The organism is Chryseobacterium vaccae, from assembly GCF_009602705.1.
Lineage (GTDB): Bacteria > Bacteroidota > Bacteroidia > Flavobacteriales > Weeksellaceae > Chryseobacterium > Chryseobacterium vaccae.
The window spans coordinates 1,813,738-1,837,845 of the sequence record NZ_VSWH01000001.1; the positions used below are offsets into that span (position 1 = coordinate 1,813,738).

23 protein-coding genes and 1 tRNA gene are annotated in these 24,108 nt (G+C 37.9%); 18 read left to right on the forward strand and 6 right to left on the reverse strand.

Annotation, left to right across the window (positions count from 1 at the left end):
- Positions 1 to 2: 2 nt before the first annotated feature.
- Together FW768_RS08155 and FW768_RS08160 are read right to left on the reverse strand one after the other, a co-directional pair.
- On the reverse strand, positions 3 to 1,052 hold the full coding sequence (locus tag FW768_RS08155; protein WP_153394444.1) for a glucokinase: 1,050 nt from the start codon (positions 1,050 to 1,052) through the stop codon (positions 3 to 5).
- A gap of 114 nt (positions 1,053 to 1,166) precedes the next feature.
- The gene (locus tag FW768_RS08160) at positions 1,167 to 1,730 is read right to left on the reverse strand and encodes a hypothetical protein (protein ID WP_062696656.1); all 564 of its coding nucleotides are present in this window, start codon (positions 1,728 to 1,730) and stop codon (positions 1,167 to 1,169) included.
- A 450-nt stretch (positions 1,731 to 2,180) separates the two neighbouring features.
- On the opposite strand from FW768_RS08160, the gene FW768_RS08165 reads away from it, so the two are divergent.
- A complete protein-coding gene (locus FW768_RS08165) occupies positions 2,181 to 3,557 on the forward strand; it encodes a DUF1800 domain-containing protein (protein ID WP_153394446.1) in 1,377 nt (458 codons plus the stop codon).
- 26 nt (positions 3,558 to 3,583) lie between these two features.
- On the forward strand, positions 3,584 to 4,768 hold the full coding sequence (locus FW768_RS08170) for a DUF1501 domain-containing protein (protein WP_153394448.1): 1,185 nt from the start codon (positions 3,584 to 3,586) through the stop codon (positions 4,766 to 4,768).
- 750 nt (positions 4,769 to 5,518) lie between these two features.
- Here FW768_RS08170 and FW768_RS08175 read toward each other — a convergent pair.
- Positions 5,519 to 6,904 carry an RtcB family protein gene (locus FW768_RS08175; protein WP_153394450.1) on the reverse strand — a complete coding sequence of 462 codons (1,386 nt, stop codon included), beginning with the start codon at positions 6,902 to 6,904 and terminating at the stop codon, positions 5,519 to 5,521.
- Positions 6,905 to 7,283: 379 nt separating this feature from the next.
- Between FW768_RS08175 and FW768_RS08180 the strand changes: the two genes are divergently transcribed.
- From FW768_RS08180 to FW768_RS23490, 3 genes are all read left to right on the forward strand, one after another.
- Positions 7,284 to 7,616 carry a HopJ type III effector protein gene (locus FW768_RS08180; RefSeq protein ID WP_153394452.1) on the forward strand — a complete coding sequence of 111 codons (333 nt, stop codon included), beginning with the start codon at positions 7,284 to 7,286 and terminating at the stop codon, positions 7,614 to 7,616.
- A 43-nt stretch (positions 7,617 to 7,659) separates the two neighbouring features.
- Positions 7,660 to 8,673, forward strand: a complete 1,014-nt coding sequence (locus tag FW768_RS08185; RefSeq protein WP_153394454.1) for a helix-turn-helix transcriptional regulator — start codon at positions 7,660 to 7,662, stop codon at positions 8,671 to 8,673.
- 488 nt (positions 8,674 to 9,161) lie between these two features.
- The gene (locus FW768_RS23490) at positions 9,162 to 9,299 is read left to right on the forward strand and encodes a hypothetical protein (protein ID WP_185151952.1); all 138 of its coding nucleotides are present in this window, start codon (positions 9,162 to 9,164) and stop codon (positions 9,297 to 9,299) included.
- A gap of 176 nt (positions 9,300 to 9,475) precedes the next feature.
- Here the strand turns inward: FW768_RS23490 and cobC are convergent, their stop codons facing one another.
- The 3 genes from cobC to cobT are packed head-to-tail and all read right to left on the reverse strand — an operon-like array spanning position 9,476 to position 11,802.
- Complete coding sequence (cobC, locus tag FW768_RS08190) at positions 9,476 to 10,030, reverse strand: alpha-ribazole phosphatase (RefSeq protein WP_153394456.1); 555 nt, start codon at positions 10,028 to 10,030, stop codon at positions 9,476 to 9,478.
- The gene (locus tag FW768_RS08195; RefSeq protein WP_153394458.1) at positions 10,015 to 10,797 is read right to left on the reverse strand and encodes an adenosylcobinamide-GDP ribazoletransferase; all 783 of its coding nucleotides are present in this window, start codon (positions 10,795 to 10,797) and stop codon (positions 10,015 to 10,017) included. Before FW768_RS08195 ends, cobC begins: the two co-directional genes overlap by 16 nt.
- The gene (cobT, locus tag FW768_RS08200; RefSeq protein ID WP_153394460.1) at positions 10,798 to 11,802 is read right to left on the reverse strand and encodes a nicotinate-nucleotide--dimethylbenzimidazole phosphoribosyltransferase; all 1,005 of its coding nucleotides are present in this window, start codon (positions 11,800 to 11,802) and stop codon (positions 10,798 to 10,800) included.
- A gap of 295 nt (positions 11,803 to 12,097) precedes the next feature.
- On the opposite strand from cobT, the gene FW768_RS08205 reads away from it, so the two are divergent.
- The 13 genes from FW768_RS08205 to FW768_RS08265 all read left to right on the forward strand — a co-directional run bounded on the left by FW768_RS08205 (position 12,098) and on the right by FW768_RS08265 (position 23,946).
- Positions 12,098 to 12,850 (forward strand): nucleotidyltransferase domain-containing protein, encoded by a 753-nt coding sequence (locus FW768_RS08205; RefSeq protein WP_153394462.1) that lies wholly within the window; start codon positions 12,098 to 12,100, stop codon positions 12,848 to 12,850.
- 1 nt (position 12,851) lies between these two features.
- Entirely contained in the window at positions 12,852 to 13,526 is a 675-nt protein-coding gene (locus FW768_RS08210) for a hypothetical protein (protein ID WP_153394464.1), read from the forward strand.
- 10 nt (positions 13,527 to 13,536) lie between these two features.
- Entirely contained in the window at positions 13,537 to 14,166 is a 630-nt protein-coding gene (locus tag FW768_RS08215) for a hypothetical protein (RefSeq protein WP_153394466.1), read from the forward strand.
- 14 nt (positions 14,167 to 14,180) lie between these two features.
- Positions 14,181 to 14,825, forward strand: a complete 645-nt coding sequence (locus FW768_RS08220; RefSeq protein ID WP_153394468.1) for a hypothetical protein — start codon at positions 14,181 to 14,183, stop codon at positions 14,823 to 14,825.
- Complete coding sequence (locus FW768_RS08225; protein ID WP_153394469.1) at positions 14,822 to 15,553, forward strand: ATP-grasp domain-containing protein; 732 nt, start codon at positions 14,822 to 14,824, stop codon at positions 15,551 to 15,553. Before FW768_RS08220 ends, FW768_RS08225 begins: the two co-directional genes overlap by 4 nt.
- 137 nt (positions 15,554 to 15,690) lie before the next feature.
- On the forward strand, positions 15,691 to 16,347 hold the full coding sequence (locus FW768_RS08230) for a hypothetical protein (protein ID WP_153394471.1): 657 nt from the start codon (positions 15,691 to 15,693) through the stop codon (positions 16,345 to 16,347).
- A 154-nt stretch (positions 16,348 to 16,501) separates the two neighbouring features.
- Positions 16,502 to 16,632 (forward strand) — tRNA-OTHER (locus FW768_RS08235).
- Positions 16,633 to 16,734: 102 nt separating this feature from the next.
- Complete coding sequence (locus tag FW768_RS08240; protein WP_153394473.1) at positions 16,735 to 18,111, forward strand: TROVE domain-containing protein; 1,377 nt, start codon at positions 16,735 to 16,737, stop codon at positions 18,109 to 18,111.
- Between the two features lie 76 nt (positions 18,112 to 18,187).
- Positions 18,188 to 18,898 carry a tunnelling fold family protein gene (locus FW768_RS08245; protein ID WP_153394475.1) on the forward strand — a complete coding sequence of 237 codons (711 nt, stop codon included), beginning with the start codon at positions 18,188 to 18,190 and terminating at the stop codon, positions 18,896 to 18,898.
- Positions 18,899 to 19,036: 138 nt separating this feature from the next.
- Positions 19,037 to 19,318: a hypothetical protein gene (locus FW768_RS08250; RefSeq protein WP_153394477.1), complete on the forward strand. Its 282-nt coding sequence runs from the start codon at positions 19,037 to 19,039 to the stop codon at positions 19,316 to 19,318.
- A gap of 122 nt (positions 19,319 to 19,440) precedes the next feature.
- Positions 19,441 to 20,679, forward strand: a complete 1,239-nt coding sequence (locus tag FW768_RS08255) for an ATP-binding protein (protein WP_153394479.1) — start codon at positions 19,441 to 19,443, stop codon at positions 20,677 to 20,679.
- A complete protein-coding gene (locus FW768_RS08260) occupies positions 20,655 to 22,913 on the forward strand; it encodes a helix-turn-helix domain-containing protein (RefSeq protein ID WP_153394481.1) in 2,259 nt (752 codons plus the stop codon). Before FW768_RS08255 ends, FW768_RS08260 begins: the two co-directional genes overlap by 25 nt.
- Positions 22,888 to 23,946, forward strand: a complete 1,059-nt coding sequence (locus FW768_RS08265) for a nucleotidyltransferase domain-containing protein (RefSeq protein ID WP_153394483.1) — start codon at positions 22,888 to 22,890, stop codon at positions 23,944 to 23,946. The genes FW768_RS08260 and FW768_RS08265 overlap by 26 nt, the downstream gene beginning before the upstream one ends.
- The last annotated feature ends 162 nt before the right edge of the window (positions 23,947 to 24,108 follow it).

Below are 24,108 nucleotides of genomic sequence, written 5' to 3' on the forward strand. Positions count from 1 at the left end.
TTTTAATTTTGATAATAAGCAGTGTACAATGCGGCTCCTTTTAATGCCGTATGGTTCTGTTTGATCAGGTAGATTGGGGTGTTTTTAAGCATAGCCTCCATCTTATCACTGATCTTGAATTTCTCATAGAACTTGGTTTTGTCTATGTATTCTCTTACCGTCTGTGGAATATCTCCTGAGATCAGCAGCCCTCCGGTAGCTTTAAGCTTAAGGACAAGGTTATTAGCTTCTCTCGCCAGGAATTCCAGGAAAGTATCCAGTGCAATTCTGCAGATCAGTACATTTTCTTCTACTGCAGCTTTATACAGCTCCTGAACAAAGTTTCCTCCCGCCAGACGTTCAGCCAGCCATTCCGGTTCCGGATGTCTTTTAACGTCTCTCAGGAATCTGTAAATATTGAAAAGACCTGTTTTGGACAATACATTTTCCCAGCTTACGATACCGTAAATATTATTTAAAAACTGGTAGAATTCTACTTCTACATTGGTTCTTGGTGAAAACTCCGAGTGCCCTCCTTCCGTAGCAAACGGTCTCAGAAATTGGCCGTCAAAAAAATATCCGGCTTCTCCCAGTCCGTTTCCGGGTGCCAAAATGGCAACATTTCCTTTTTCAAGGTGTCCGCTGGTATAGATAGGTTCAAGATCGCTGTCTTCAAGAAGTCCCATTCCATAGGCAGAAGCTTCAAGATCGTTCAGCATATCCCCTTTTTCGAACCCGAAATCTCTGGTGTATTCTTCAATATCCAGATCCCAGCCCAATCTTGCCGGGCTGCTCTTTCCTTCGATGACAGGTCCTGGCACAGCCATTGACAAACGCTGTACATTATTTAACTGATTATCCTGAATAAATTTTCTCAGGATATCGGAAAATGACGCATACTCTTTAGTTGTATACGTATTCTGAATTTTTATCTCAAGACCTCCGTTACTGGAAACAAAATAGCCTAAGATGGTCATATCTTCACGGAGGCTGGCTCCAATGATAGAAACATTATCATTATTACTGTTCTCTACTCCTGGTAAATAAAGCGGAAATTTTGGATTCAAAATCATAACTTCAAATTTTATCAAATATAATAATAGTTTTCGTAAATTCTCTATGGAACAAAAAAACCTTTTCACAAAAATGAAAAGGTTTGGTTAATAATTGTTTATATATAAATCTAACTACTTTCCTAATGGGATATTGTATCCGAAGCCAACTCCGATATTCCCCACATTATAGTCCTGTCCGGCAAGATCGCCTTTATCTCCTACAAAAACCTTCTGGTATTGTACAAAGAAATTCCAGTCTCTGTTGTGATATCCGATCTCAGGTTTGATATAAAAACCTCCGTCAGGTCTGTCAACACTACTGTTGGAAGCCACTTTCTTATCGCCTACCAGAAATCCGTACCCTAAATCTGTTCCGAAATAGAAACCAGTCTGCTTAGGATAGATTCTTACTAAAGCTCCCACAGGAATTACCCCAACATCATTATTATCGTACCCGTTGTTATTTTTTGAAAAGTAATGGGTATATCCGGTGGCAATACCTAATCCGAATCCTGGAGTAATAAGGTTTTGGTAGGATACATCCACACCAGCAGCTGCGGAAAGATTATCTGCAGGAACTGCTAAACCAGCATTGGCTCCTACTTTAATCATATTATTCATTTTTGAGTCCTGCGCGCTTGCGATACCTGCTGTTAAAATTCCAGCTAACAATATGGCTTGTTTTAACATTTTCATAACTCTAATTTTTTTAAATTTTACTAAGCAATAGGATGTAAAAATCATGCCAACGGAAGTATTTCTCATTATTTTAACACTTAAAAAAAATTTAATTAAATGAATTTCAATGTGTTAAATTATTTTAAAAATTAAATGATTGTTTAAGAGAAATGGATGCCGGAAAAGGAGGATGGAAGTTTATTTCACAATCATGATTTCTTTGAACCTGATGATGAGAAATTGATCATAGCATTTTGTGTATACAGAATAAGATAAAGGATGGGAACCTATTCCTTGATATTTATGTTAAATATATAAAGTATTTAAACCTACTTTAATCTACATAGTTTTTCAGGCTTCTCAAAACTTTCTTCTTCCATCTTCCTGTCTAAAATACTACTCTCCACTTTCGCCCGTTATCATTTTAACCTTTTTGCTTCAAAAACATCAAAACATAAACTTTCTCAAATGGCTGATCCATTATTAAATCATAAACATCTTCTCTGGCGCGCAGGCTTCGGAACCGGTCTCAACCAGATTGAGGATATGAAGAATAAGAGTATTAAGACGCTCACGGATGAACTTTTCAAAGAAGAAACTTTCACAGAAGTAATTTATGATACGCCTGATCCTGATTTTACAGCCAATATGGACAACCGCCTACCTGAAGAAAAAAGAAAGGATTTACAACGCATCAACAGGGAGCAGAACAACGAGTTGAACCTCAATTTTCTTGATAAAATGGTCAACAGTCGTGAGCAGCTGCGTGAAAAGATGGCTTTTTTCTGGCACGGACATTTTGCCACAAGAGTAAATAATCCGAAATTTAACAAGAAACTTCTCAATACAATCAGAAAAAATGCGCTGGGCAGCTTTAAAGATCTTCTTTTTGTTGTAAGCAGCTCTCCTGCCATGCTGAGTTTTCTCAATAATCAGCAGAATAAAAAGGATCATCCCAATGAAAATTTTGCCCGCGAGGTAATGGAACTTTTTACCATGGGCAGAGGAAACTATACCGAGCAGGACATCCGTGAAGGGGCCAGAGCCTTTACGGGATGGGGATTTGATAAAGAAGGGCAATTTAAAGAAAGAAAGCAGCTTCATGACGAAGGAAGCAAAACTTTTTTAGGAAAAACGGGAAATTTCAGGGGTACAGACATTTTAAACATCATTCTTGAGCAAAAGGTAACTGCCCGCTTTATTACCACTAAAATCTATAAGTTCTTTGTGAATGAAAATCCGGACAATAAGATCATCGACACGCTGAGCAATGATTTCTATAACTCCGGCTATGATATAAAAAAACTCATGCATGCTATATTTTCAAGCTCGTGGTTTTATGATAAAAAGAATATCGGGAACAGAATAAAATCTCCTATAGAGCTTATGGCCGGCATGATGCGGATGCTTCCAATGCATATCCAGAATCCGGAAAACCTCATCATTTATCAGAAACTTCTGGGGCAAATGCTGCTCTACCCTCCCAATGTATCCGGATGGCCGAATGGCAAATCATGGATAGACAGTTCTACCCTTATGCTGCGGTTGCAGATTCCCCAGATATGGTCAGGATTAAGACCTCTGGAATACAGTCCAAGACAGGATGATGATATTGACATGGGCATGAAATCCCGTGAGACAGCCTTAAATAAAACCTTTAAAAATCCTAATATTACGATTGACTGGAGTAGTGTAGAAAAGGCTTTTGCCGGTAAAAATTGTGAAGATTATCTGATTCAGAATTCAGGAACTCTTGATATGGCTTCGGTAAAGAATTTTTCAGATAAGAGTATAAAAATGACAGTGATCAACCTGATGTCTACACCGGAATATCAGTTAATGTAAGGTATTCATAACCAAAATCAAGAAGTATGTTAATTAAAAGAAGAGAATTCCTCAAAATAAGTTCACTGGCCGCAGCTTCACTGATGATGCCTGATTTTTTAAAAGCAATGACACTTGACGGTGCATTGGAACAGAATCAGAAAATCCTGATCGTCCTTCAGTTCACAGGCGGTAATGACGGTTTGAACACTATTATTCCAATAAAAAATGATATTTATTTCAGGGAAAGAAACAGCATCGCTATCAAAGATTCTCTGACACTGAATGATGAAACGGGAATTAATCCCGCCCTTTCTTATTTTAAAGAACTTTTTGATAACGGTGAACTTTCTGTAATGAATAATGTTGGCTATCCTGAGCCTGATAAGTCCCATTTCAGAAGTATGGACATCTGGCATTCCGCAAGCCGGAGTGATGAGTTTCTGGAAACCGGATGGATAGGCCGTTTTCTGGATGAAGAATGTTACCGCTGTGAACATCCTACCCAGGCTCTGGAAGTAGATGATATGCTGAGCCTGGCCCTGAAAGGCGAAAATAACAAAGCTTTCGCGTTCAAAGATCCCAAAAGGCTCTATCAGACCAGTCAGGAAAAATATTTCAAGGCTTTGTATGACCACCATCATGAAGATGAAACGGTTTCTTATTTATATCAAACACTAGGTTCCACTATCAATAACGCCGACTATATTTTTGAAAAAAGTAAAGCTAAAAAAACGGATCAGATCTATCCTGGTTCACAGTTAGGAAAAGATTTCCGGACTGTAGCTTCTCTGATCAAATCTGATATCAACACCCAGGTATATTACCTTTCTGTAGGAAGTTTCGATACCCATGTTAACCAGAATGAAAGACAAAAAAAGCTGTTCATCGACATCAATGAAGCTGTAAAATCTTTTGTAGCCGATATGAAAAGTAACGGACTTTTTAACGATATTCTTCTGATGACCTTCTCGGAATTCGGCCGCCGTGTAGCCCAGAATGCCAGCAACGGAACCGATCACGGAACCGCCAATCAGATGTTTTTTATCAGCGGCGGGCTTAAGAAAAAAGGACTTTTAAATGCTCTCCCCGATCTTCAAAAGCTGAATCAGGGTGATCTGATTTATACAGAAGATTTCAGAAAAGTGTATGCTACCATTCTGAAAAACTGGCTTAAAGCAGACTCTTCCAAAGTGCTGGGCTGGAAAAACGGAGTTTATGATTTTATCTGATGATTTTTAACGTTGATTGATCTAGTTTGTTGGATTTGAGCCAGGACGCAAGATTATTTTTACATTCTACATGGACATAAGAGCGATTTTATCTCCGATAAAATTTCATAGCGTTGATTTTTGTGGGAATAAATAGTTTCCCACAGATTGCCCCAGATGGCACATATTTTTATGGATTAGGCGGACTAAAGTCCAGCTGTATTGAATAAATTCTACAGAGTAGCATGAAAATTTTTAATTAAAAACTCTTTGATGTTTTTTTGTCTCGCAGATTATGCAGATCTATTTTCAACATTAATAAAAACCGTAGCTTTTTTTAAAGCTTAAGTGAACTTATATGCATAAAGTTTTTTAAACTTATTTTTACTAAAGTATGAAAAATTTCATTGCCACGGATACACGAATTATTTTATTAGGGCATTAGGGGAATAAAAAATATCGCAAAGGCTTTATTATTAATACTGTTGATTTTAGGGAGCAAAGAGCAGAATCAACTCCGTTGATTCGATGAAGCGGACGTTAAAAAATGTGATTTAATATCTCCAGATCTTCATAAAATCTGCATAATCCTAGATAAACATTTTCATTCAGATCTGCTGAAAATCTTTGATTTTCTCGCGCCTTAAAAACATCATGATAGTTTAAAAACATTGAGAAAATCTAACAAAAATAAACCTTACAAACCCTTAAAAGGATCCATAAGGTTCACATGGTAATATTATTTACTGACTTACAATCAGATCTACAAGCTTATGCTTTTCTATATTTCTTTTTATTCTTCCAAGGTGCATTTTTACCAACATCGCCAGCCATGATACATCCGTATGGCATCACCTCATCCAGTACTTCACACAATTCGTATTCCTCGATCTGTGCTCTTACATTTTTAGCACTTTTATAGGCACTTGGCAGCTCGGAAATATCAATTTCATTGGAGAAGAAACGGATATCAAGTCCTTTGGTTTCTTCTTCGAAAATTTCTTCCGTTGTCTTATGGGCAAGAGATCTTTTATGCTGGCTTCTGCTAAAGTTTCTTCCGGCTCCATGCGGGGCAAATCCAAGGTTTCTTTCATTGGTTTTTCCCTGAACAATCAGTACCGGTTCTGCCATATTCAGCGGAATCAGTCTTGGTCCTGTAATATCCGGCATAAATTTATCATCCAGCGGAGTGGCTCCTTTAGCATGATAAAACAGATCTCCATCCCTGAAAACGAAATTATGCTCGTTCCAATATCTGTTTTCTGTCTCAGTTTCCAGTTTGTTCAAAACCGCATCATGAATGGAAGTATGGTTTTCTTTCGTCCATTTTCTGATTAGCTGCAGGGCTTCCCAATATTCCTTACCTTCTTCGGTATCGTAAGGAATCCATGCGTTTTCTCTTAGTGTTTCAGGAGAAATTTCCAGTCTGAAACGGTTGGCCACCTTCATTCCTTTATCATATAATGCAGCCCCCGGAGCCCTGGAACCGTGATGGGTAACCAACATCGTATTTCCTGTATTTTTAGAAATTCCGACGAACAGAAAATGATTTCCGTCTCCCTGTGTTCCCATATGAGAACGGGCGATACTAATCAGTTTTTCATCATTCAAGAACTCATTTTCTCTGAAAGCATCCATCAGTTCCTGAGACATTGGCATCTGCTCTCCTCTCGGTCTTCCTCCATATCCGAAATGCGTCACGGAATGCGCGGCATCCAGCACTTCTTTAGGATCAGCTTTACCAAAATCCGTAAGCATTACAGAACAACAGATGTCCGCGCTATGGAATCCGGGATGAATCGCGTTTTTAGCGACAACCACTCCTCCTACCGGGATCTGACCTTCAGGTCCTGTAGGACAGGCATCCGGCATAATAGCTCCTGCCGTTAATGTAGGCGTTTTCATCAGGACGTTCATGGTTTTGATGACTTTCTCTACATTATCGTTCTCACTTTCATGTTCTGCTCTGATATTGATCACAAAATCTTTCGGTGCATCATGAAGCGGAATCAGGTCTGGCTGCTTAAACTGTTCCAGATATTGTTTGGTCTGGGTTTCATCCAGATTATTTTCATTGATATAAGCAATGGCCTCTTTAAACCATTTTGCTGGTCTATACCCTAATTCAATCAGTTCGTTTCCTGTAATTGTATTCATTTTATTTGGTTTTTAATTTTTCAGAGCCTTATCTGTCTTCATTTTTGGTTTTATTATCCTATTCAGGCAAAGCTGCTACAATTTATTGTTATTCATTTCTATGTAACCCTGGTGAGATTCGAACTCACATTCCCGATTGGCATTGAGGCTGTAAATACGCTTCCCTACTTTTCTGAAAATTTCGGTGCATCTGTAAACTCTACCCATTAGTCCGCGCAGGTCTAACCGGAATATCCTCAAACTCTACGAATACGTAAATTTTTCCGTAGGCTTTTCCTTTTAAGCTACAAGGTCATTTTGATGATGCAAAGTAACAACACAAGTACGCAATAATTGTGCGCAGATGAAAAAATTTAATTATTTTTGAAAAAAAATATGCATGTTATCAGAAATAGTAAAAAACAACCCAGAGTCTATTCAGTTCAAAGAAGTTATCGCTTATATTGACGAGCATTATGATTTTACTCCTACTGCATTTAAAAACGGAAACACAATGAATGAGGCCGGACAGAACAACAGTTCGTGCAAAGTTTTCAGTTTTGCAAAACTTCAGAAACTATCCAAAGAACAAACTCTTCCACTTTTTGCAGAATTCTACAAAGAGGATGTTTTAAAAAATCCCGAAGGAACGGACCACCAGAACATCAGAAACTTTATGGAATATGGATGGGACGGAATTGTCTTTGAAGGAGAAGCCCTGAAAGAGAAGTAATGATAAGATAAATTCTCACTCACCCTTTTAAAAACGTACAACCATGTCATCCAATAAAAACGCACTGATCCGCTATAAAACGCTGGATAAATGTTTAAAAAACAAGTACCGGAAATACACTCTGGAAGATCTTATCGACGAATGTTCCGAAGCCCTTTTTGAGTTTGAGGGGAAAGAATCTTATGTAAGCAGACGTACTGTTCAGCTCGACCTTCAGAATATGCGCAGTGAGAAATTCGGATATGAAGCGCCAATTGAGGTATATGAAAGGAAATATTACCGTTACAGCGATCCTGAGTACAGTATTCATAATATTTCAGTGAACGAAAGTGATCTGAAAGCCATGAACAATGCCATACAGATCCTGAAGCAGTTCAAAGATTTTTCAATGTTCAAAGAGATGAACGGGGTGATTCAGAAACTGGAAGATTCGATTCATTCCACCAGCCAGAAATCCATTATCCATCTTGATAAAAATGAACAGCTGAAAGGTCTGGAACATATTGATATTCTTTACGAAAGCATTGCCAATAAAAAAGTTTTAAATATTCTGTACCGCAGTTTCACAGCAAAGGAATCCAGCAGTTACCTTGTACATCCGCAGTTATTGAAAGAGTTTAACAACCGATGGTTCCTCATCTGCATCCATAAAGGCAAAATATATAACCTTGCTTTGGACAGAATGGAAAAAATAACCCCGGAAGAAGATCTGCCTTATATTGATAAAGATCTGGACGGTGATGAATATTTTAAAGATATTGTAGGAGTGACGGTTTCTGAAGGTATGGCTCCTAAAAACGTCATTTTCTTCGTCGACTCTTCCAATTCTCCTTATATAAAGACCAAGCCTCTGCACAAGAGTCAGGAAATCATCAGCGAAACAGAAGAGGGCACATTATTTAAAATTTGTGTTCAGATTAACTTTGAGCTGGAAAGACTGCTGCTGGGTTTCGGAGAATCTCTGATTGTTCATAAACCCCGGAAGCTGAGGTTGAGAATGGAGGAAAAGTTTAAAGCCGGATATGGAAATTATAAAAATCTGGATATTCCGGATTAAAACGGATAAGCTTTGAATCTGCAATTATTTTCTCAGCGGATTGACCTTACTATTAAACCTTATAGTTCCTTTTAAGGATTTGTAAGGTTTATTTTTTGGGATTTTCGCAAGGTTTTTAAACTATCATGATGTTTTTAAGGCGCAAGAAAATCAAAGATTTTCGGTGTGCTCATCTCCATAAAAAGTCTGTGTCAAAAGAATCTGCAAAATTTGCGAGAGAAAAAAGCTGTAGAATATATTCAATAGAGGTGGACTTTAGTCCGCCTAAATAATAAAAACCCAATCCTTTGGCTTTAGCCTAAATTTCTACAGCAAATACGCCATCTGCACAATAAGCGAGCGAATAAAATATGGATTAAGATCTGTGTCATCTGGGGTAATCTGTGAGAAACCATTAAGCCCAATAAAAGCCCTGCCCTACAAAGCCGATCTCAGGGAAAATAAAAAATGGCTTAGAAATTGTATTTACTTACCTATAAAATAACACTATGAAATCAAGAATATTTAAAGCCCTGATTGCTATTATAGCTCCGATTGCTATAGAATATATTGTAAAGAAAATATCAGAGAGATTTGATAAAAAAGAAGGGGAAAAACCAAAGGAACCCAAACAGATTACTGCTTAAACAAAGGTAGTTAAAATTTAAAATTGTTGAAAAGAGGTTGTCATATATTGAACAGCCTCTTTTTTTCTGCTGACGGTATAAATTATAAGTAATGAAATAATGAGCAATAAGTAATACCCTTTATTTTTATTAATTACAGGCTTAAATTCTTACAAATTTTCCTGACTGTTTTACTCCTACAAATTCAGTCCTTTTACAGAAAAGTATCCGTCTTTCACCTCAATAACGGTTCTCTTTCCGTAGCCGATCTGCAATTTAAACATATTATCTAACGGGAACAGAAGAATTACCTGCAGGATGAGCCGTATTACGCCTGCATGGGTTATCAAAAGGATCTTATCTCTATCTTCAACAGCGGCAAGTTCATTCCAGAAATTGATAACACGGGACTGCATTTCCAGAAGATTTTCACCTTGTGAAGCTTTTACGTGAATAAAATCTTCATACCAGGGATTGATCTCTTCTTCCGGAATTTCTGTCCACGGTTTCATTTCCCAGGTTCCGAAATTCATTTCGCGCAGTCTTTCATCTGTGGTATAATTCATCTGAAGATACTCTGCTAAAAGGGTACACCGCTGGGAAGGACTTGAAATCACCCTGTCAAAGTTTCGCTCCAGCTTCAGATTCTTAAAATCTTCAATATAGTTTTCCTTTAAAGGCATTTCTGCAAATCCATAACATAAGTTCGACGGATTTTCTACTGCGGTATGGCGGATCAGATGAATTTCCATACAATCATTGTTCCAAGGTAAAACAAAACTTCGCTCACTTGCTGTACAGATCCAAGGCAGTCTCCTGTATAACCGCCGATGTGTTTCTTAAAATACCAGCCCATACAGATTTTTCCAATATATGCCAATACGAATGCCACAATCAGACGGGGATCCGGAATCAGGGCAAAAGCCACTAATACACTGAAAAAGCTCACCAATAAAGATATTCCATTCAAAGGCCTGTTGGCCAACGGTTTTGATTTGCTGACATCAATATCCGTCACATATTGGTGGGTATAGATCATCGTTCCTGAAATAAAGCGGCTGGCCGTATGAGCAAGAACAATAATGCTGAATGTCGGGATCAGATCCATGTTTCCCAATGCTTTGATACTAAAAAACTTCAGAGAAAATAACAGTATAATTCCTACTGCCCCATAAGCTCCTACCCTGCTGTCTTTCATAATGGTGAGGATCTTTTCTTTTCCGTAGCCGCCTCCGAAACTGTCACAGACATCCGTAAAACCGTCTTCATGGAAAGCTCCGGTAAGCAGAACACTGGAAATCATCATCAGGACAATGGCAATATCCAGGTTAAAAATATGATAGGAAAGATAGAGGACAACAGCATTGATAAGCCCGACCAGCAGCCCTACCCAGGCAAAATATTTCTGCGACTGGTTCATAATTTCCCCGGAATACGGAATCTTGAACGGAACCGGAATTCTCGTAAAGAACATCAGGGCCGTTGCAAAATAGATCAGTTCGTTTTTTACCGCTTTCATTTATTCTTTATTTGAAACATGAGCATCTTCAAAACTTGACATTTCATTCAGAAAATTCACAGCACTTTGTATCAATGGATAAGCCAGTGCACAGCCTGTTCCTTCTCCCAGGCGCAGGTTAAGATTTAACAGTGCCTTCTGCTCCAAAAGTTCAAGAAGCTTCTGATGGGCATTTTCATCGCCGACATGACAGAAGATACAGTTTTTCAGGATCTCAGGATTCTTTTTCGAGACTGCTGCTACAGCCATACTGGCGATAAAGCCGTCCACCATGATAAGCATATTCTGTTGAAAGGCTTCTTCCACAGCTCCCATCATCTGTACAATTTCAAGTCCGCCAAAAGTCTGTGCCACCTCATCAGCCGTTTGAATATGAGCATATTGCTGTAAAACTTCGGATAAAATATTGATTTTACGTTGAAGCTGTTCATCATCAAGCCCGGTTCCTCTTCCTATACAATCCGCTGCGGGAAGATCAAAAAGCCTGCTCATCATCAATGAAGATGCAGAAGTATTCCCTATTCCCATTTCTCCGAAACCAATGATATTACAGCCCGTTTCAGCAATTTCCAATACCACGGCTCTTCCGTTTTCCAGAGCCTGGAGATATTCTTCTTTTGTCATAGCTGGCTCTTCAAGCATATTACGGCTGGATTTTCTTACCTTTTTATCGATCAGTTCAAGCCCTTCCGGAAAATCGAAATTCACTCCGGCATCCACAATCTTGATCTCTATTCCCTGGTGTCGGCAAAATACATTGATAGCAGCCCCGCCGCTCAGAAAATTCATCACCATCTGATACGTTACTTCCTGCGGATAGGCACTCACTCCTGCCGAAGCAATGCCGTGATCCGCAGCAAAAACAACCATGTGCGGATGTAAAAGCTGAGGTGAAATAGTTTTCTGAACCATTCCTATTTTATGAGCAAGAGATTCCAGATGTCCCAATGCTCCTAATGGTTTTGTTTTGAAGTCTATTTTATGCTGAAGTTCGGTGGCTAACATAAGTATAAAGTTGGATTTATTCGTGAAAGTGCAATATTAGTGAAATTGGGGAGGTTTTGGGGTAAATATGATGAGCTTTTGTTTTGAAAAAAAAGAAAAAAGAGAAAAGATAATAGACGAAGAGATGATAGATGGATAGATAATAGACATTAAGATTTAAATGATAAGATTTTATAGACCGGCTGCCTGCACCTATTACCTATTACCTATTACCTATTACCTATTATCTATCATTTTCCGCCTGCGCAAAAAGACTACGCACTCTCCTCTTTACTTTGCCATAAAATTAAAAATAATGACACCTAAAATACTAGAAAAAATAAAAGAAATAGAGAAAGAACGCAGTGTGGAAGTACTTCTGGCTGTAGAATCAGGAAGCAGGGCCTGGGGTTTTGCCTCTCCGGACAGCGATTATGACATCCGCTTTATCTACCGTCATGAAAAAGATTGGTACCTTTCACCATGGGATAAAGATGAAACTATAGAATTTATGACCGAAGATGATCTGGATGGTTCCGGCTGGGACCTCAGAAAGACATTTCATCTGCTGTTGAAGTCGAATGCGGCTTTACTGAGCTGGTTTTATTCTCCGATCGTGTATAAAGAGAACAGAAAGTTTGTAGAATTATTCAGACCTTTGGCCGATGCCTGTTTTTCTCCGATAGCGGTTTCCTATCATTACCTGAGCATGAGCAAAAAGTATCTGGAAGCGTGCAGAAGTGATGAAGTAAAACTGAAAAGCTATTTTTACTGTCTGAGAACTGCGCTTACAGGAAAATGGATCATAGAAAGAGGAACGGTTCCTCCGGTTCTGTTCAGTAATCTGCTGGTTCTCACTGACGATCACACCCGAAGAAAAATAGAAAATCTTGTTTCTTTAAAAGCGACAAAAGGAGAATCCTATTACCATCCGAACGATTGGGAACTCTTCGGATTTCTGGAAAAAACAATTCTTGAAAATGAGGAAAGATCCAAAAACCTGGCTGGAGGAAAAGCAGATAAGAGTGAAATGGAAAGGGTTTTCAGAGAAATACTAAAAATAAGGTAACATGAAACTATTTCAATGGTTCAGAAAAGAAAAAGCAATGAAAAATAACAATACAGGATCTGGAATTCAGACAGGAAAAAATAACGACAATGTACCACCACATCCTTTTATTGAAAGATGTAAATACCTCAGAGAGGAATATGGATTGATTGTTCCTGATGTTTATATTTCATTTTTTACCCGGCATAAGGTATCAGAAAACAATTTCAGGTACAAATGTCTTTGGGATAATGAGATTTATGAAAGGGTATTTTATACCAAAGAATTTATTTTGTATGCTGTAAAAAGATATACGGAAATTCATGGCGAGCAAGCTGATTATGCCCATCTACAGGAAATTCTGGATGAAGCCCATTATGAATTTATCCTTAAAGAGAACAGGTTTGCAGCAGATCATATGGATATTTCTTTCATCGATCAATGCTATGAAGAACTGGAAAGAAACCAGGACTACCTTATGATAGGAATCGAAACCTATGCTGATTGCGGCGGTGCTGAATATATGATTATGACCAGTGATAAAAAAGGATATAGAGGAGGAAGCTATCATGGTATGTCTGAGGATCTGGATATTAATGGCATTACAATTACCTATGAAGTCCTGAATTATTATGGAACAGTTGGTGAAACCATTATAAAGGAACACTCATCTGCCAGGAATAACCAATCCTATTAAATAAAAAACAATGAAATTATTTCAATGGTTTAAAAATATGAGCGAGGAAACTCAAAATGTCCGGAGAAAAAAAGAATCCGAACCACCTCATCCTTTTATTGAACAATGCAGAGTTTTAAAAGAGGAATTCGGATTGGTAGTTCCTCCATCTGCTATTGACTCTCTGGTACGTTTCAATCTTCCAAAAGATCATTATTATTACAGTCCGTTCTGGCATTTTGATAACGATCACCTTGAAATATTTTTCACTGAGAAATTTATTGAACATGTTATAAATCGGTATCAGGAAGTACATGGCAGAGAAGTAGATTTAGCCCAACTTCAGGATTTACTGGATGAGATGAGGTATGAATTTAACCTGAAAGAAGACTGTTTTGATAACACTATTCAAGATTCGGGTTTCATCAATCAATGTTACAGAGAATTCAAAGATTCTGGTGAAGAACTGATTATTACGCTTGATTTCGATTTCCAAAATCTTGTTCTTACCACTGAACTGACAGGACAGGTCGGGCAGGATTATCCGGGTTTAAATACCTTATACAGAACGACTGCCGGAATCAGATATGAAGAGCTTCAGGATTACCAGTCGCTTGAAGAAGTTATCCGAAAAGTCCGGAATCAGGAAGGAACCTCCTAATTTGATTAAAAATAATGAAAGAATTATCACACAGAGCCTTAAATTTTCTGAAGAAGACCGAAAGGAAAAATGAACTCTGTATTGACAGAAAGCTGATTGAAAAGCATTTATCAGTATACCCTGTTAAAAATCCTTCGGAAATCCTCAGGTTTAATGAAAACTTTTCAGGGGTTACCATTGAAGGAGTTACCATGAGTATCTTTACTTCCAAACAAATCAAAGAACACAAAGGAGTGAATACTTATTATTGGGATGATGAAGTCTTATTTGCGATTGGTGATGATATCTATCTTTCCGAAAGTGGAAAGGTTGCATTTAGAGACTGCGGATGTGAATCTTATGATTTCTTTTTTTACTCAGACAGCTTTGAAGTTCTCATAGAACATCAGGCTTTTTGGGAGGAATTCAGGTATTATAAATATCTTCCAGCTCTGGCCTATGAGATCACCTGTGACATTCATATGATTTCAGAATATTTTTCAGATTATGAAGAAATTGAAGAATACTCCGATAGCTATCATTATCTTTGGAAAAACAGTCTGAATCTGGTTCATGCCCGGCTTTTTCCCGAAGGATGGTCTATTTACATTGACAGTCTTTCAGAAAATGCCCGCCATGAATTGATTTCATCATTAAAATCAGAAAACTTAATACCATGAAAAATATAATCGCGCTTTCTCCCATGTACACGGAAGACAGCAACAATCTGAAAAAAGCATCCCTCAACTCTCCTTATGAGCTGAACCGGTTTAATGCCCAATGGAAGGTTCCGGAAGAATTCCGTTCTGATGTCATTGGCGTATACGGAGAAGATATTTATGCAGAGATTGTTGCCGGGCAGTGCGGACTGACCCTTACCAAACCGGATGATGACTGGATGGTTCATATTTCAGAAGAATTTACCCAACGGAAAATTTCCTACGGCCGGCTGAAAGACTTTACAGATCTGGAAAACATTTTCATCAAATGTGCAGATTTTAAAAGCTTTAAAGCAGGGGTTTATGATAAAATAACTGATATCAAGGGTTTTGACACCGTTGACCCTGAAAGTACCGTCTTTATTTCGGAAGTGGTGGAATGGGAACTTGAAGTGCGATGCTTTGTATTGAACGGGAAAATAAAAACCCATTCGTCCTATTGGAGGAATAATACTTTTGATACCAATCCGCTTTCTGAAACAGAAGAGCAGGAAATGTTCTCATTTTTTGAGAAATTCATCAGACAATACGCCTCTACCCTTCCCAAAGCGGTTGTTCTGGACTTTGGAATCATTCAGGGAAAAGGCTGGGCTCTCATTGAAGCGAATCCCGCCTGGTGTTCCGGTTTATATGCCTGTGATGCAGAAAAAGCCCTGGAGGTGATTGTGGAAAGCAGTATTAAACATTAGAAAAAACCATTAAGAGAAATGAACGTTTTAAGTCAATAAATATGCTGTAACAGCAGCGATTTTAATTTTTAACGGATTCATGATCTTAATGGTTTCCTTTTATCCGGTCCTTTTGTATTTTAGTGGAAAATATAAATATGAAATACCTTTCCATTCTATGGATCTTTACCCTGCTTTTATCCTGTATCGGAAAGGAAGGGAATAAAAAAGATCTCCAACTTACCGCCCCACACCAGAAAACAGTGGCTAAAAAAGACTCAACAGTATCTGCAGTTCCTGCAACTACAAAAATTCCAAAAGACAGCCTGAATGAAGTTATGCAGGAAGATGATATTCTCTTCAACGGTAAGCTGAAAAGATTCTTTTCCCTCAATGATTTTGAAAAAGTATTTGGAAAGGCAGACAGCATTAAACTGATGTCTGAAGAAGCACCCTGCACCTATATTTTTGAAAACCCTGACGGAAGCAAAGATATGAACGACCGGTATCTCTATAAAAACGGTTCCCGTTTTGAAAACACTCAAAATAAAGTTGCGGTAGATGAATTCAGGTTTCTTAATGGAAATTATATCCTGTACAAAGGCATTAAAATTGATACCCGGACAACTCTTAACGATCTGAAGCCCATTTTTCCTAATGCCATCAGAAATATCGGCACACTGGATGTGTATGAAGAAGGTAAATTCCAGGTGATACAACTCAGGGAAGACCATGAAGGAATTTCAGACGGGCATCTTAATTTATTTTTTAAAAACAACAGGATCTTTTTTATGCACTGGTGGTTTCCATGCTAGCTGCCCTCAAATCCTAGTAACAACAGGTATTTTTCTTTTATCAATTATCAATTGAATTTCGGTTAAAGCAAATATTTTTTGAAAAAATTTCAAACATTTTTCATTACGCAAAAACATTGCGCATTACCCTCTTTACTTTGCATCATCAATAAGGAAGGCCGTAGCTCAGTTGGGTAGAGCAACGTAAACATACTTTATTAAATTTTAACCCGTGAAATGGGTGTGATGATAAAGTTACTTCGCTTCGTAAGCCGTGGGTCGCCGGTTCGAATCCGGCCGGTCTTCCTGATGATGAAGCGGTGTGAGATTAAGGTTACTTCGATTCCCAAAAAAACACCTTAATCAATGTTTAACCGCTTCTTTTTTATTAATGCAAAAACTAATGGTATGTCAAAATTTAACACAAGAAAAACAGGATTCGAATCTGGTATTATTGCCGGAAAACTGACTGATACAGCAGGAAAATATTCTGATTACGAGCTGTTGAGAAGAGTAACCCTTGCCAATATGCTTTTCGAATCAGATTATTATCAGTCTGCCGATGAGATCATGAATCAGATTGAGGATCTGTGTTACAGAGTAGACGGAGAACAGATCATTGAGCTGGCTCTGGAATGCCGTTTCGAACAGAAACTGAGACATACTCCTCTATGGCTGCTTATTCTTGCTCATGAAATTCACGGAGTTCCCGTAAAAGATGCTGTGGCTAAAATTGCCAACCGTCCGGATATGACTATGGATCTTCTTCAGATGCTAAAGGCAAGAAATGGTTCATATAAAATGTCTAAATCCATTAAAAAAGGTCTGGCCAAAGCTTTTGATCAATATGATGAATACCAGATCGCCAAATATAAAAAAAGTAACCTGGAATTATCTCTGGTAGATGTTGTCAATCTGGTACATCCGAAACCAACTGCCCAAAATGAGCACGCTCTGAAAGCGCTTATCGAAGATACTTTACAGCCTGCCAATACATGGGAAGCAGCTCTGTCTCAAGGTGCTGATAAAAAGGATACGTTTGAGAGAATGATTGGTGAAAAAAGTCTGGGTTCTCTGGCGATCCTGAGAAACCTAAGAAATATGACCGAAACAGGAGTTTCAAGACAGACTATCAAAACAGCGATCTCACAGGTCAGCAGCAACTGGCTTACCCCACTGAATTTCCTGGCTGCCCAGAGAAATGCTCCCGATTTCACGGCTGATATTGACGAAGCTATGAAAAACTGTTTTGCCCAGGAAAAAATTCAAGGAACAACCATCCTGGCGATTGATGTTTCCGGAAGTATGGGACAGGTCACTTCTTCCCAGTCTAAATTTTCAAGAATGGATCTTGCTTTTACCATGGCAGCCGCAGGTTCTTATATTTTTGAAGATATGATCCTAGTATTCACCGCCGGAAACGATGGTAATAGAAAAGGAAAGCATATGCTGTGGAGCAATGGTAAAGGTCTTGGACTTTTCAACAGCTATCAGCAGATTTACCAGGAATTAGGCGGAGGTGGCATCTTTACCTATCAGTTATGTGAATGGCTGAAAGAAAAAGGATATGCAAAAGATGCAGAAAGGCTGGTGGTGATCTCTGATAGCCAGGATATCGATGCGCATTACGGACTGGACAGAAAGCCGGACACCTCACCTTATAAAAATTCATATATCATTGATATTTCAACCCATACCCACGGTATAAAAACAGGAAACTGGACCGCAGAGATCAATGGATGGAGTGATAAAGTATTTCATTATATTAAGGCTCTGGAAAATTAAGATTTTCCGGAGCTTTTTACACGAAGCACTTTACCTATTTTTAAGTGAAAACTTTATGCAAAAAACTAATCAACTCATGAACTATAAAATCATCTGTAACGAAGAAAAATTAAAGGAATTCATTGAATGGCTTCCGGATCTGAAACCTAATGAACACTATTATGTACAGCTTCTGGCCCGGAAAAAATACAATCCGGAAACAGGACTGAAAGCTGATAAAGCCCAGTTAAAACGTTTTACAGCAACCAAAGAAATGCTTCTTCATAAAATCAGGCAGCTTGAACTTCCTCTCGGTCTGTATGAATCCGGCGGAGTTGGGGTTTCACAGGATAATCTTGCCGTATACATTACCCCGAATCCAAGGGATCTTCATAAAGCTTCCCTGCTTCTGATGCGGGAAATTTCCGAAAGGCTGATCCGTAATGATAATGCCATCAATCCTCATACCCTGTCTTTAAACCTCATCCAGACCTCCACATCAAGGAAGGTTTTCTTTGACCTGGATATTGATTTCAGAACCGGGGATCATCAGAAGGTTATTGATCAATTCAGAGCTGATATAGAAAATGTCATCAATGCGGATTGTCTTACATTTATCAAAACCTATGGCGGACTGCACTGCCTCATCAAAACAGAAGCTATCGGAAAGGAATATCAGAAAAGCTGGTACCAGAAGGTTTCACAGCTAACCTGTGATCACTATGAAGTAACGATGAACGGTGATAATGTGCTTCCTATAGCGGGTTGCATCCAGGGAATTGAGTTTTCACCTTATTTTTTAAATTAAACTGCTATGTGTGCATCCGGCAATGAAATAAAATTCTGCACCTGTGTTGAGGGTAGTATTGATGAAATAAAAAACATTTATATCTGGACTTTGAGCAGGTATATAGGATCAAAAGAATCCATGAGGCGGGGAAAAATTATGATACCTGTCAAAGATTTTGAAAATGGTATTTCTGCGGAAAATATCATATCAAAGTTGAATACGGAAAATATTTTCGATTTCGAATATACCGCTCAGGAAAGAGATACATTACACATCAGTTTTAATGCTGATACCACAGCAGAATATAAATATTTCAGCCTGATATTCCGGGATGAAAGATGGCGGGAAGGAAGAAATCCTTTTTTCACAAGCATTAGTAAAAAAATAGCCAGTGGTGAAATAAAACTCATTAATAAAAAAGAAATAAGGGAAGAATAGTTGTCATCTACGGCTCATAACCATTCATATTTTCATTCAAAAATTATAAGATGCAATTATCGTACGATAATTTTGTCGTATGATAAATTTATCGTACCTTTCTGATACCAAACATCCATATCATGAAAGAATTTTTTCCTCTTACTCCTTCAACAGGGACTTTAAAAGACGAGCAGATTATAGGCAGAGAAAAAGAGATCTATAATATTCTCAGAGCCTTAAGTGTACAAAGTATCACTCTGGAGGAAATGAGAAGAATGGGCAAAACCCTTCTTCTTAAAAAACTGGTTTATCTGTGTAACCACAATAAGGTTCCTGACCAATTTAAAAAGGAAAACTTCAAAGCCATTTATTTTTCTCTGCAGGGACAGCAAAATCTGGGCGAGGTTATAGATAAACTGATACAAGGCTTCAATGGTTTCAAAAAATGGTATAAGATAGACCTGGCCAAAACCGGAGAATTTATAGCCAAACTGGTAAGTTCCATCAAAGTTGATGTTTATGGAGCTGAATTTTCGGTTAATCTGCCGGAATATCAAAGAAGCTGGAAGAAAATCTTTTTTCAGACCTTAGAAAATGTGGGGGAAAATTTACAGAAAGATAACAGCAAGCTTATTCTGATATTGGATGAATTACCCATCATGCTGTGGGAATGGTATCAGGCAGGAAGACATGCAGAAGTTACTGAATTTCTTGATATTCTCAGAGAACGAAGACAGGAATTGGAAAACAAAGGCTTAAGATTTGTTTACTGCGGCTCCATTGGCATTAAGGTTATATTACAGACTTTAAGGAGAACATTGAATTATACCGGAGAACCCACCAATGATATGAGAGAGTTCAACGTAACTCCTTTTTCAGAAGAAGAATCCTCGTTCTTAATGGAATGCTATCTTCTGTCCGGATATACGATTGATACACGAAAAAAAGCGGAAATCTTTAAGTTGATCCATGAATTATGCGATGGACTTCCTTTTTATATCGCTCATCTGTTTCTTATCATTCAGTCGGAGTTTAATCTTGAGGTGAATGAAGACAATATACGAAAGTCCCATCATCTGATTTTAAATGACTCTTCCTATCAAAAAGCATTTAAACAGCTTACAGAACGTCTTGTAATCTATTACAAAGATGATTCAAAGCTCATGAGCAAAGTCCTTTCACTTATTTCGAGAGCAGACCATCCGGTTCCAGAATCAGAAATTATTACCCAGATAGATGCTGAAGATGAAAAAATTAAAAATATTCTGGAAATCCTGACGGAGGATCACTACTTTATTAAAACAGCAGGCAGCGATGGAAGAAAATACGGTTTCAAATATAAAATTTTCAAAGAATGGTGGAGAATAAACAAGGCATAAATACGGTACTTTCATTCGGAGCGAAAAGTGTAAATCCTGAAATACTGGAACAACTGCTTACCGGAAGAGCCGCAGCAGCCGATTTTTTCGAAAATAAAGTCGATGCGATTGTAAAGAATAACAATAATCAGTTCTGGCTTATTATAGGACAGCGGGGAATGGGGAAAACCCACCTGATGAGCGTTTTACACTCCAGGATACAGCATTATGTAAAGGAAGGAAAGCTTAAGACGGCCTATTTTGCCGAAGAAGAATACGGGGTAGACAATTTTTTTGACTTTCTGCTGAGAATCTTAAATTCCTTTATTAAATGGTATGAGGAAGATCAAACCTTTTTACAAAAAGAACTGGAAATATTACAGAATACGGCAGCTTCCAGACAATTAAGCTACCTGGAAAATATAATCAAAACGTTTACAGCTCAAAAGCCACTTCTTATTCTTGCTGAAAACTTCGGGGATATTCTGGAACAGATGGGCAGTGAAGAACAAGGCAGGTTAAGAGCATGGCTTTATGAAAATGATAACATCAATATTATAGCCACCAGCCAGTCCATTAGTGATGATTTCGACAGAGAGGACCGTCCATTTTACGGTTTTTTCACCTTGTACTATCTTAAAAACTTGTCTTTCGAAGAAACTTATTCTTTTTTACTTTCTTTAGCCGAAATAGAAAAGGATGAACCCCTTATCAACCATTTAAAAACAAAAGGAAAGCCTCAGGTTCGTGCTATCTTTGATCTGGTGAAAGGCAACCACCGTCTGCTGGTTACTTTTTATCATTTCCTTAAAGCTGACACCCTGGCCAAAGTATCAGAAAATTTCATTAAAACCATCAATGATCTGAAGCCCTACTATGAAACTTACATCCGGTATCTTCCACCCCAGCAGCAGAAAATTTTACGGTACATTGCATTATCCCGGCGTCCCCAAAAAGGAACCGAAATATCCAAGAACTGCTTTATAGAACAAAAATCGTTAAGCAAGCAGCTAAGTGAACTTTCCAGAAAGAAGCTGGTTGATGCCATTCCTGATCCAGCTGACAGGCGCAATAAGTTTTATGACATCACCGAACCTTTACTCAGAATCAGCATTGAAGTGGGTGAACATAAAGAGGGAATTACATCTTTATTTATAGATTTTCTGGCGTATTACTACAATATTGAAGAGCTTGACAAAAGGAGCAAAAAGTTTAATGAACTTCTCCAGCACTGCAATGAAAAAGATCAGAAAAATATTTTATACGAAATCGAAGCTATTCATAAAGCATTGAATATAAAACAGGAAAAGCTGGATGCTATTTTTAATGAGCTTGCAGAATTAATTCAGAGAGAAGATTTCAAGAAAGCTGAAGAAGTTTATTTTACCAACCTGTCTGAAAACAGGGATGAATTGAACCTCCTTATTGCCATCTATTTACACAACGCCCATAAGTACGAAAAAGCAATCAGTTATTTCAGAAAAGTTAACGTTAATAAAAAGTCTTTTATTGCTTTGAATTCAACAAGCATATATAACTATTATACAGGATTTACCAATTCTTTGCTCAACTTATTTTTCACTACTGATGATTACCCATTATTACAGAAAGCCATTGAATTAACAGAAACCATGTACAAAAAACATGGAATAATGAGTCATGAATATGTTATGGCGAGAACAGCAATGGCAAAAAGTTTATTTGAAAACAATAAAAAATCAGAAGCAGAACCTATTGTAAACCATATCATTGATTTAGAATTCAACAGCTACTCAAATGAATATAAGTACCTGATCCTTGAACTGGTTTATGATTTATGGAACGGAGAAGAAAAGAAATTCACCTCCGAGTATCTGAATTATATAAAATCACTGTCTATAAAAGAAAGAATTGAGATTTATTCAAAATTAACCAGAAGGCCGCATTTCAAAATATTTTTCTTACTTTCTGCTACCATTGAGGAGGATATTCAAACAGGTGACCTGAATGAAATTCTTACGACCTGGATCACCAATATCCTGAGCTATTCAAACAGTCTAAAAGTAGATGAATTGATATATTTACTAGCATTCACAGCTAAAAATATTGAAAAGATCCCTGAAATGGCGATATTGGAAGCATATACCCTTCTTTACAGAGAAGTAATCATTAATAAAAACAACTCCGCCCTTTACGAGCTTCCTAAAGAGCAAAGAGTTTTCTTTGAACAAAAAATCCTTAAACACCATCATGACTATTCAGGATCTGAAAAATAAAAACCTTATTCTCCTTGAAACCATTTCCGGAAGCCGTGCTTTCGGATTAGCTACCGAAAACTCGGATACAGACATCCGGGGTGTTTATTATTTACCGAAGAAAGACTTTTTCGGACTGAATTATATTCCGCAGATTTCCAATGAAACCAATGATATTACGTATTATGAAATCGGAAGGTTTGTAGAGCTGCTTCAAAAAAACAATCCCAATATTCTGGAAATTCTGGCAACGCCTGAAGATTGTATTCTGTATAAAGACCCGCTCATGGACCTTCTTCAGCCTGAAGACTTCCTGTCTAAATTATGCAAAGACACCTTTGCGGGTTACGCTATTTCACAGATCAAAAAGGCGAAAGGGCTCAATAAAAAGATTCTTAATCCTATTGAAAAAGAAAGAAAATCCATCCTTGATTTCTGCTTCATTCTTGAAGGAGAAGGCTCTGTTCCTCTGAAAAAATGGCTTGCGGAAAACCATCTGCTTCAGGAAAACTGCGGACTGACCAATATCGGAAATACCAAAGGAATGCACGCCCTGTTCTATGATGAATCCGGTAATTTGGACTATAAAGGAATTATCCAGCATGAAGAAGCCAACCAGGTTTCTCTTTCATCCGTTCCGAAAGGTGAAAATCCTAAAGCTTACCTCTTCTGCAATCTGGACTCCTACTCTACTTACTGCAAAGATTACAGGGAATACTGGAAATGGGTTTCCGAACGGAATGAAGACCGTTACAACGTTAATCAGCAGCACGGACAAAATTACGACAGTAAAAATATGATGCATACCATCCGTCTGCTTCAGTCCTGCGAGCATATCTTTAAAACCGGAAACGTAAAGATCCGGGTAGATAACCGGGATGAGCTCCTGGACATCAAAGCCGGAAATCAATCCTATGAAAGCGTGATGCAGAAAACAGAAAATCTGATCACTTCTATTGAACATTATTATTTAACATCCGGTCTTCCCGACTTTCCGGATCTGGAAAAAACAACGGATATTTTAATAGAAATCAGAGAGAAGTTATATCAATAACAGCTGGAAGCTGGAAGAGGGAGGCTGGAAGTTACTTTTGAAACTTGTTTAAACTTTTTAGCAGGACATTAAAAGTATAAAATAAGTCTGCTAAACTCATTTTAAGCTTAACCACAAAAGGAACAAAAGTTATTTGCACGGATATTAGAGATGATAAAAGTT

Bases quoted from the DNA above. Each gene is read 5' to 3' on its own strand.
- FW768_RS08155 (WP_153394444.1), bottom strand. From the start codon at position 1,052: ATGATTTTGAATCCAAAATTTCCGCTTTATTTACCAGGAGTAGAGAAC.
- FW768_RS08160 (WP_062696656.1), bottom strand. From the start codon at position 1,730: ATGAAAATGTTAAAACAAGCCATATTGTTAGCTGGAATTTTAACAGCA.
- FW768_RS08165 (WP_153394446.1), top strand. From the start codon at position 2,181: ATGGCTGATCCATTATTAAATCATAAACATCTTCTCTGGCGCGCAGGC.
- FW768_RS08170 (WP_153394448.1), top strand. From the start codon at position 3,584: ATGTTAATTAAAAGAAGAGAATTCCTCAAAATAAGTTCACTGGCCGCA.
- FW768_RS08175 (WP_153394450.1), bottom strand. From the start codon at position 6,904: ATGAATACAATTACAGGAAACGAACTGATTGAATTAGGGTATAGACCA.
- FW768_RS08180 (WP_153394452.1), top strand. From the start codon at position 7,284: ATGTTATCAGAAATAGTAAAAAACAACCCAGAGTCTATTCAGTTCAAA.
- FW768_RS08185 (WP_153394454.1), top strand. From the start codon at position 7,660: ATGTCATCCAATAAAAACGCACTGATCCGCTATAAAACGCTGGATAAA.
- FW768_RS23490 (WP_185151952.1), top strand. From the start codon at position 9,162: ATGAAATCAAGAATATTTAAAGCCCTGATTGCTATTATAGCTCCGATT.
- cobC (WP_153394456.1), bottom strand. From the start codon at position 10,030: ATGGAAATTCATCTGATCCGCCATACCGCAGTAGAAAATCCGTCGAAC.
- FW768_RS08195 (WP_153394458.1), bottom strand. From the start codon at position 10,797: ATGAAAGCGGTAAAAAACGAACTGATCTATTTTGCAACGGCCCTGATG.
- cobT (WP_153394460.1), bottom strand. From the start codon at position 11,802: ATGTTAGCCACCGAACTTCAGCATAAAATAGACTTCAAAACAAAACCA.
- FW768_RS08205 (WP_153394462.1), top strand. From the start codon at position 12,098: ATGACACCTAAAATACTAGAAAAAATAAAAGAAATAGAGAAAGAACGC.
- FW768_RS08210 (WP_153394464.1), top strand. From the start codon at position 12,852: ATGAAACTATTTCAATGGTTCAGAAAAGAAAAAGCAATGAAAAATAAC.
- FW768_RS08215 (WP_153394466.1), top strand. From the start codon at position 13,537: ATGAAATTATTTCAATGGTTTAAAAATATGAGCGAGGAAACTCAAAAT.
- FW768_RS08220 (WP_153394468.1), top strand. From the start codon at position 14,181: ATGAAAGAATTATCACACAGAGCCTTAAATTTTCTGAAGAAGACCGAA.
- FW768_RS08225 (WP_153394469.1), top strand. From the start codon at position 14,822: ATGAAAAATATAATCGCGCTTTCTCCCATGTACACGGAAGACAGCAAC.
- FW768_RS08230 (WP_153394471.1), top strand. From the start codon at position 15,691: ATGAAATACCTTTCCATTCTATGGATCTTTACCCTGCTTTTATCCTGT.
- FW768_RS08240 (WP_153394473.1), top strand. From the start codon at position 16,735: ATGTCAAAATTTAACACAAGAAAAACAGGATTCGAATCTGGTATTATT.
- FW768_RS08245 (WP_153394475.1), top strand. From the start codon at position 18,188: ATGAACTATAAAATCATCTGTAACGAAGAAAAATTAAAGGAATTCATT.
- FW768_RS08250 (WP_153394477.1), top strand. From the start codon at position 19,037: ATGATACCTGTCAAAGATTTTGAAAATGGTATTTCTGCGGAAAATATC.
- FW768_RS08255 (WP_153394479.1), top strand. From the start codon at position 19,441: ATGAAAGAATTTTTTCCTCTTACTCCTTCAACAGGGACTTTAAAAGAC.
- FW768_RS08260 (WP_153394481.1), top strand. From the start codon at position 20,655: ATGGTGGAGAATAAACAAGGCATAAATACGGTACTTTCATTCGGAGCG.
- FW768_RS08265 (WP_153394483.1), top strand. From the start codon at position 22,888: ATGACTATTCAGGATCTGAAAAATAAAAACCTTATTCTCCTTGAAACC.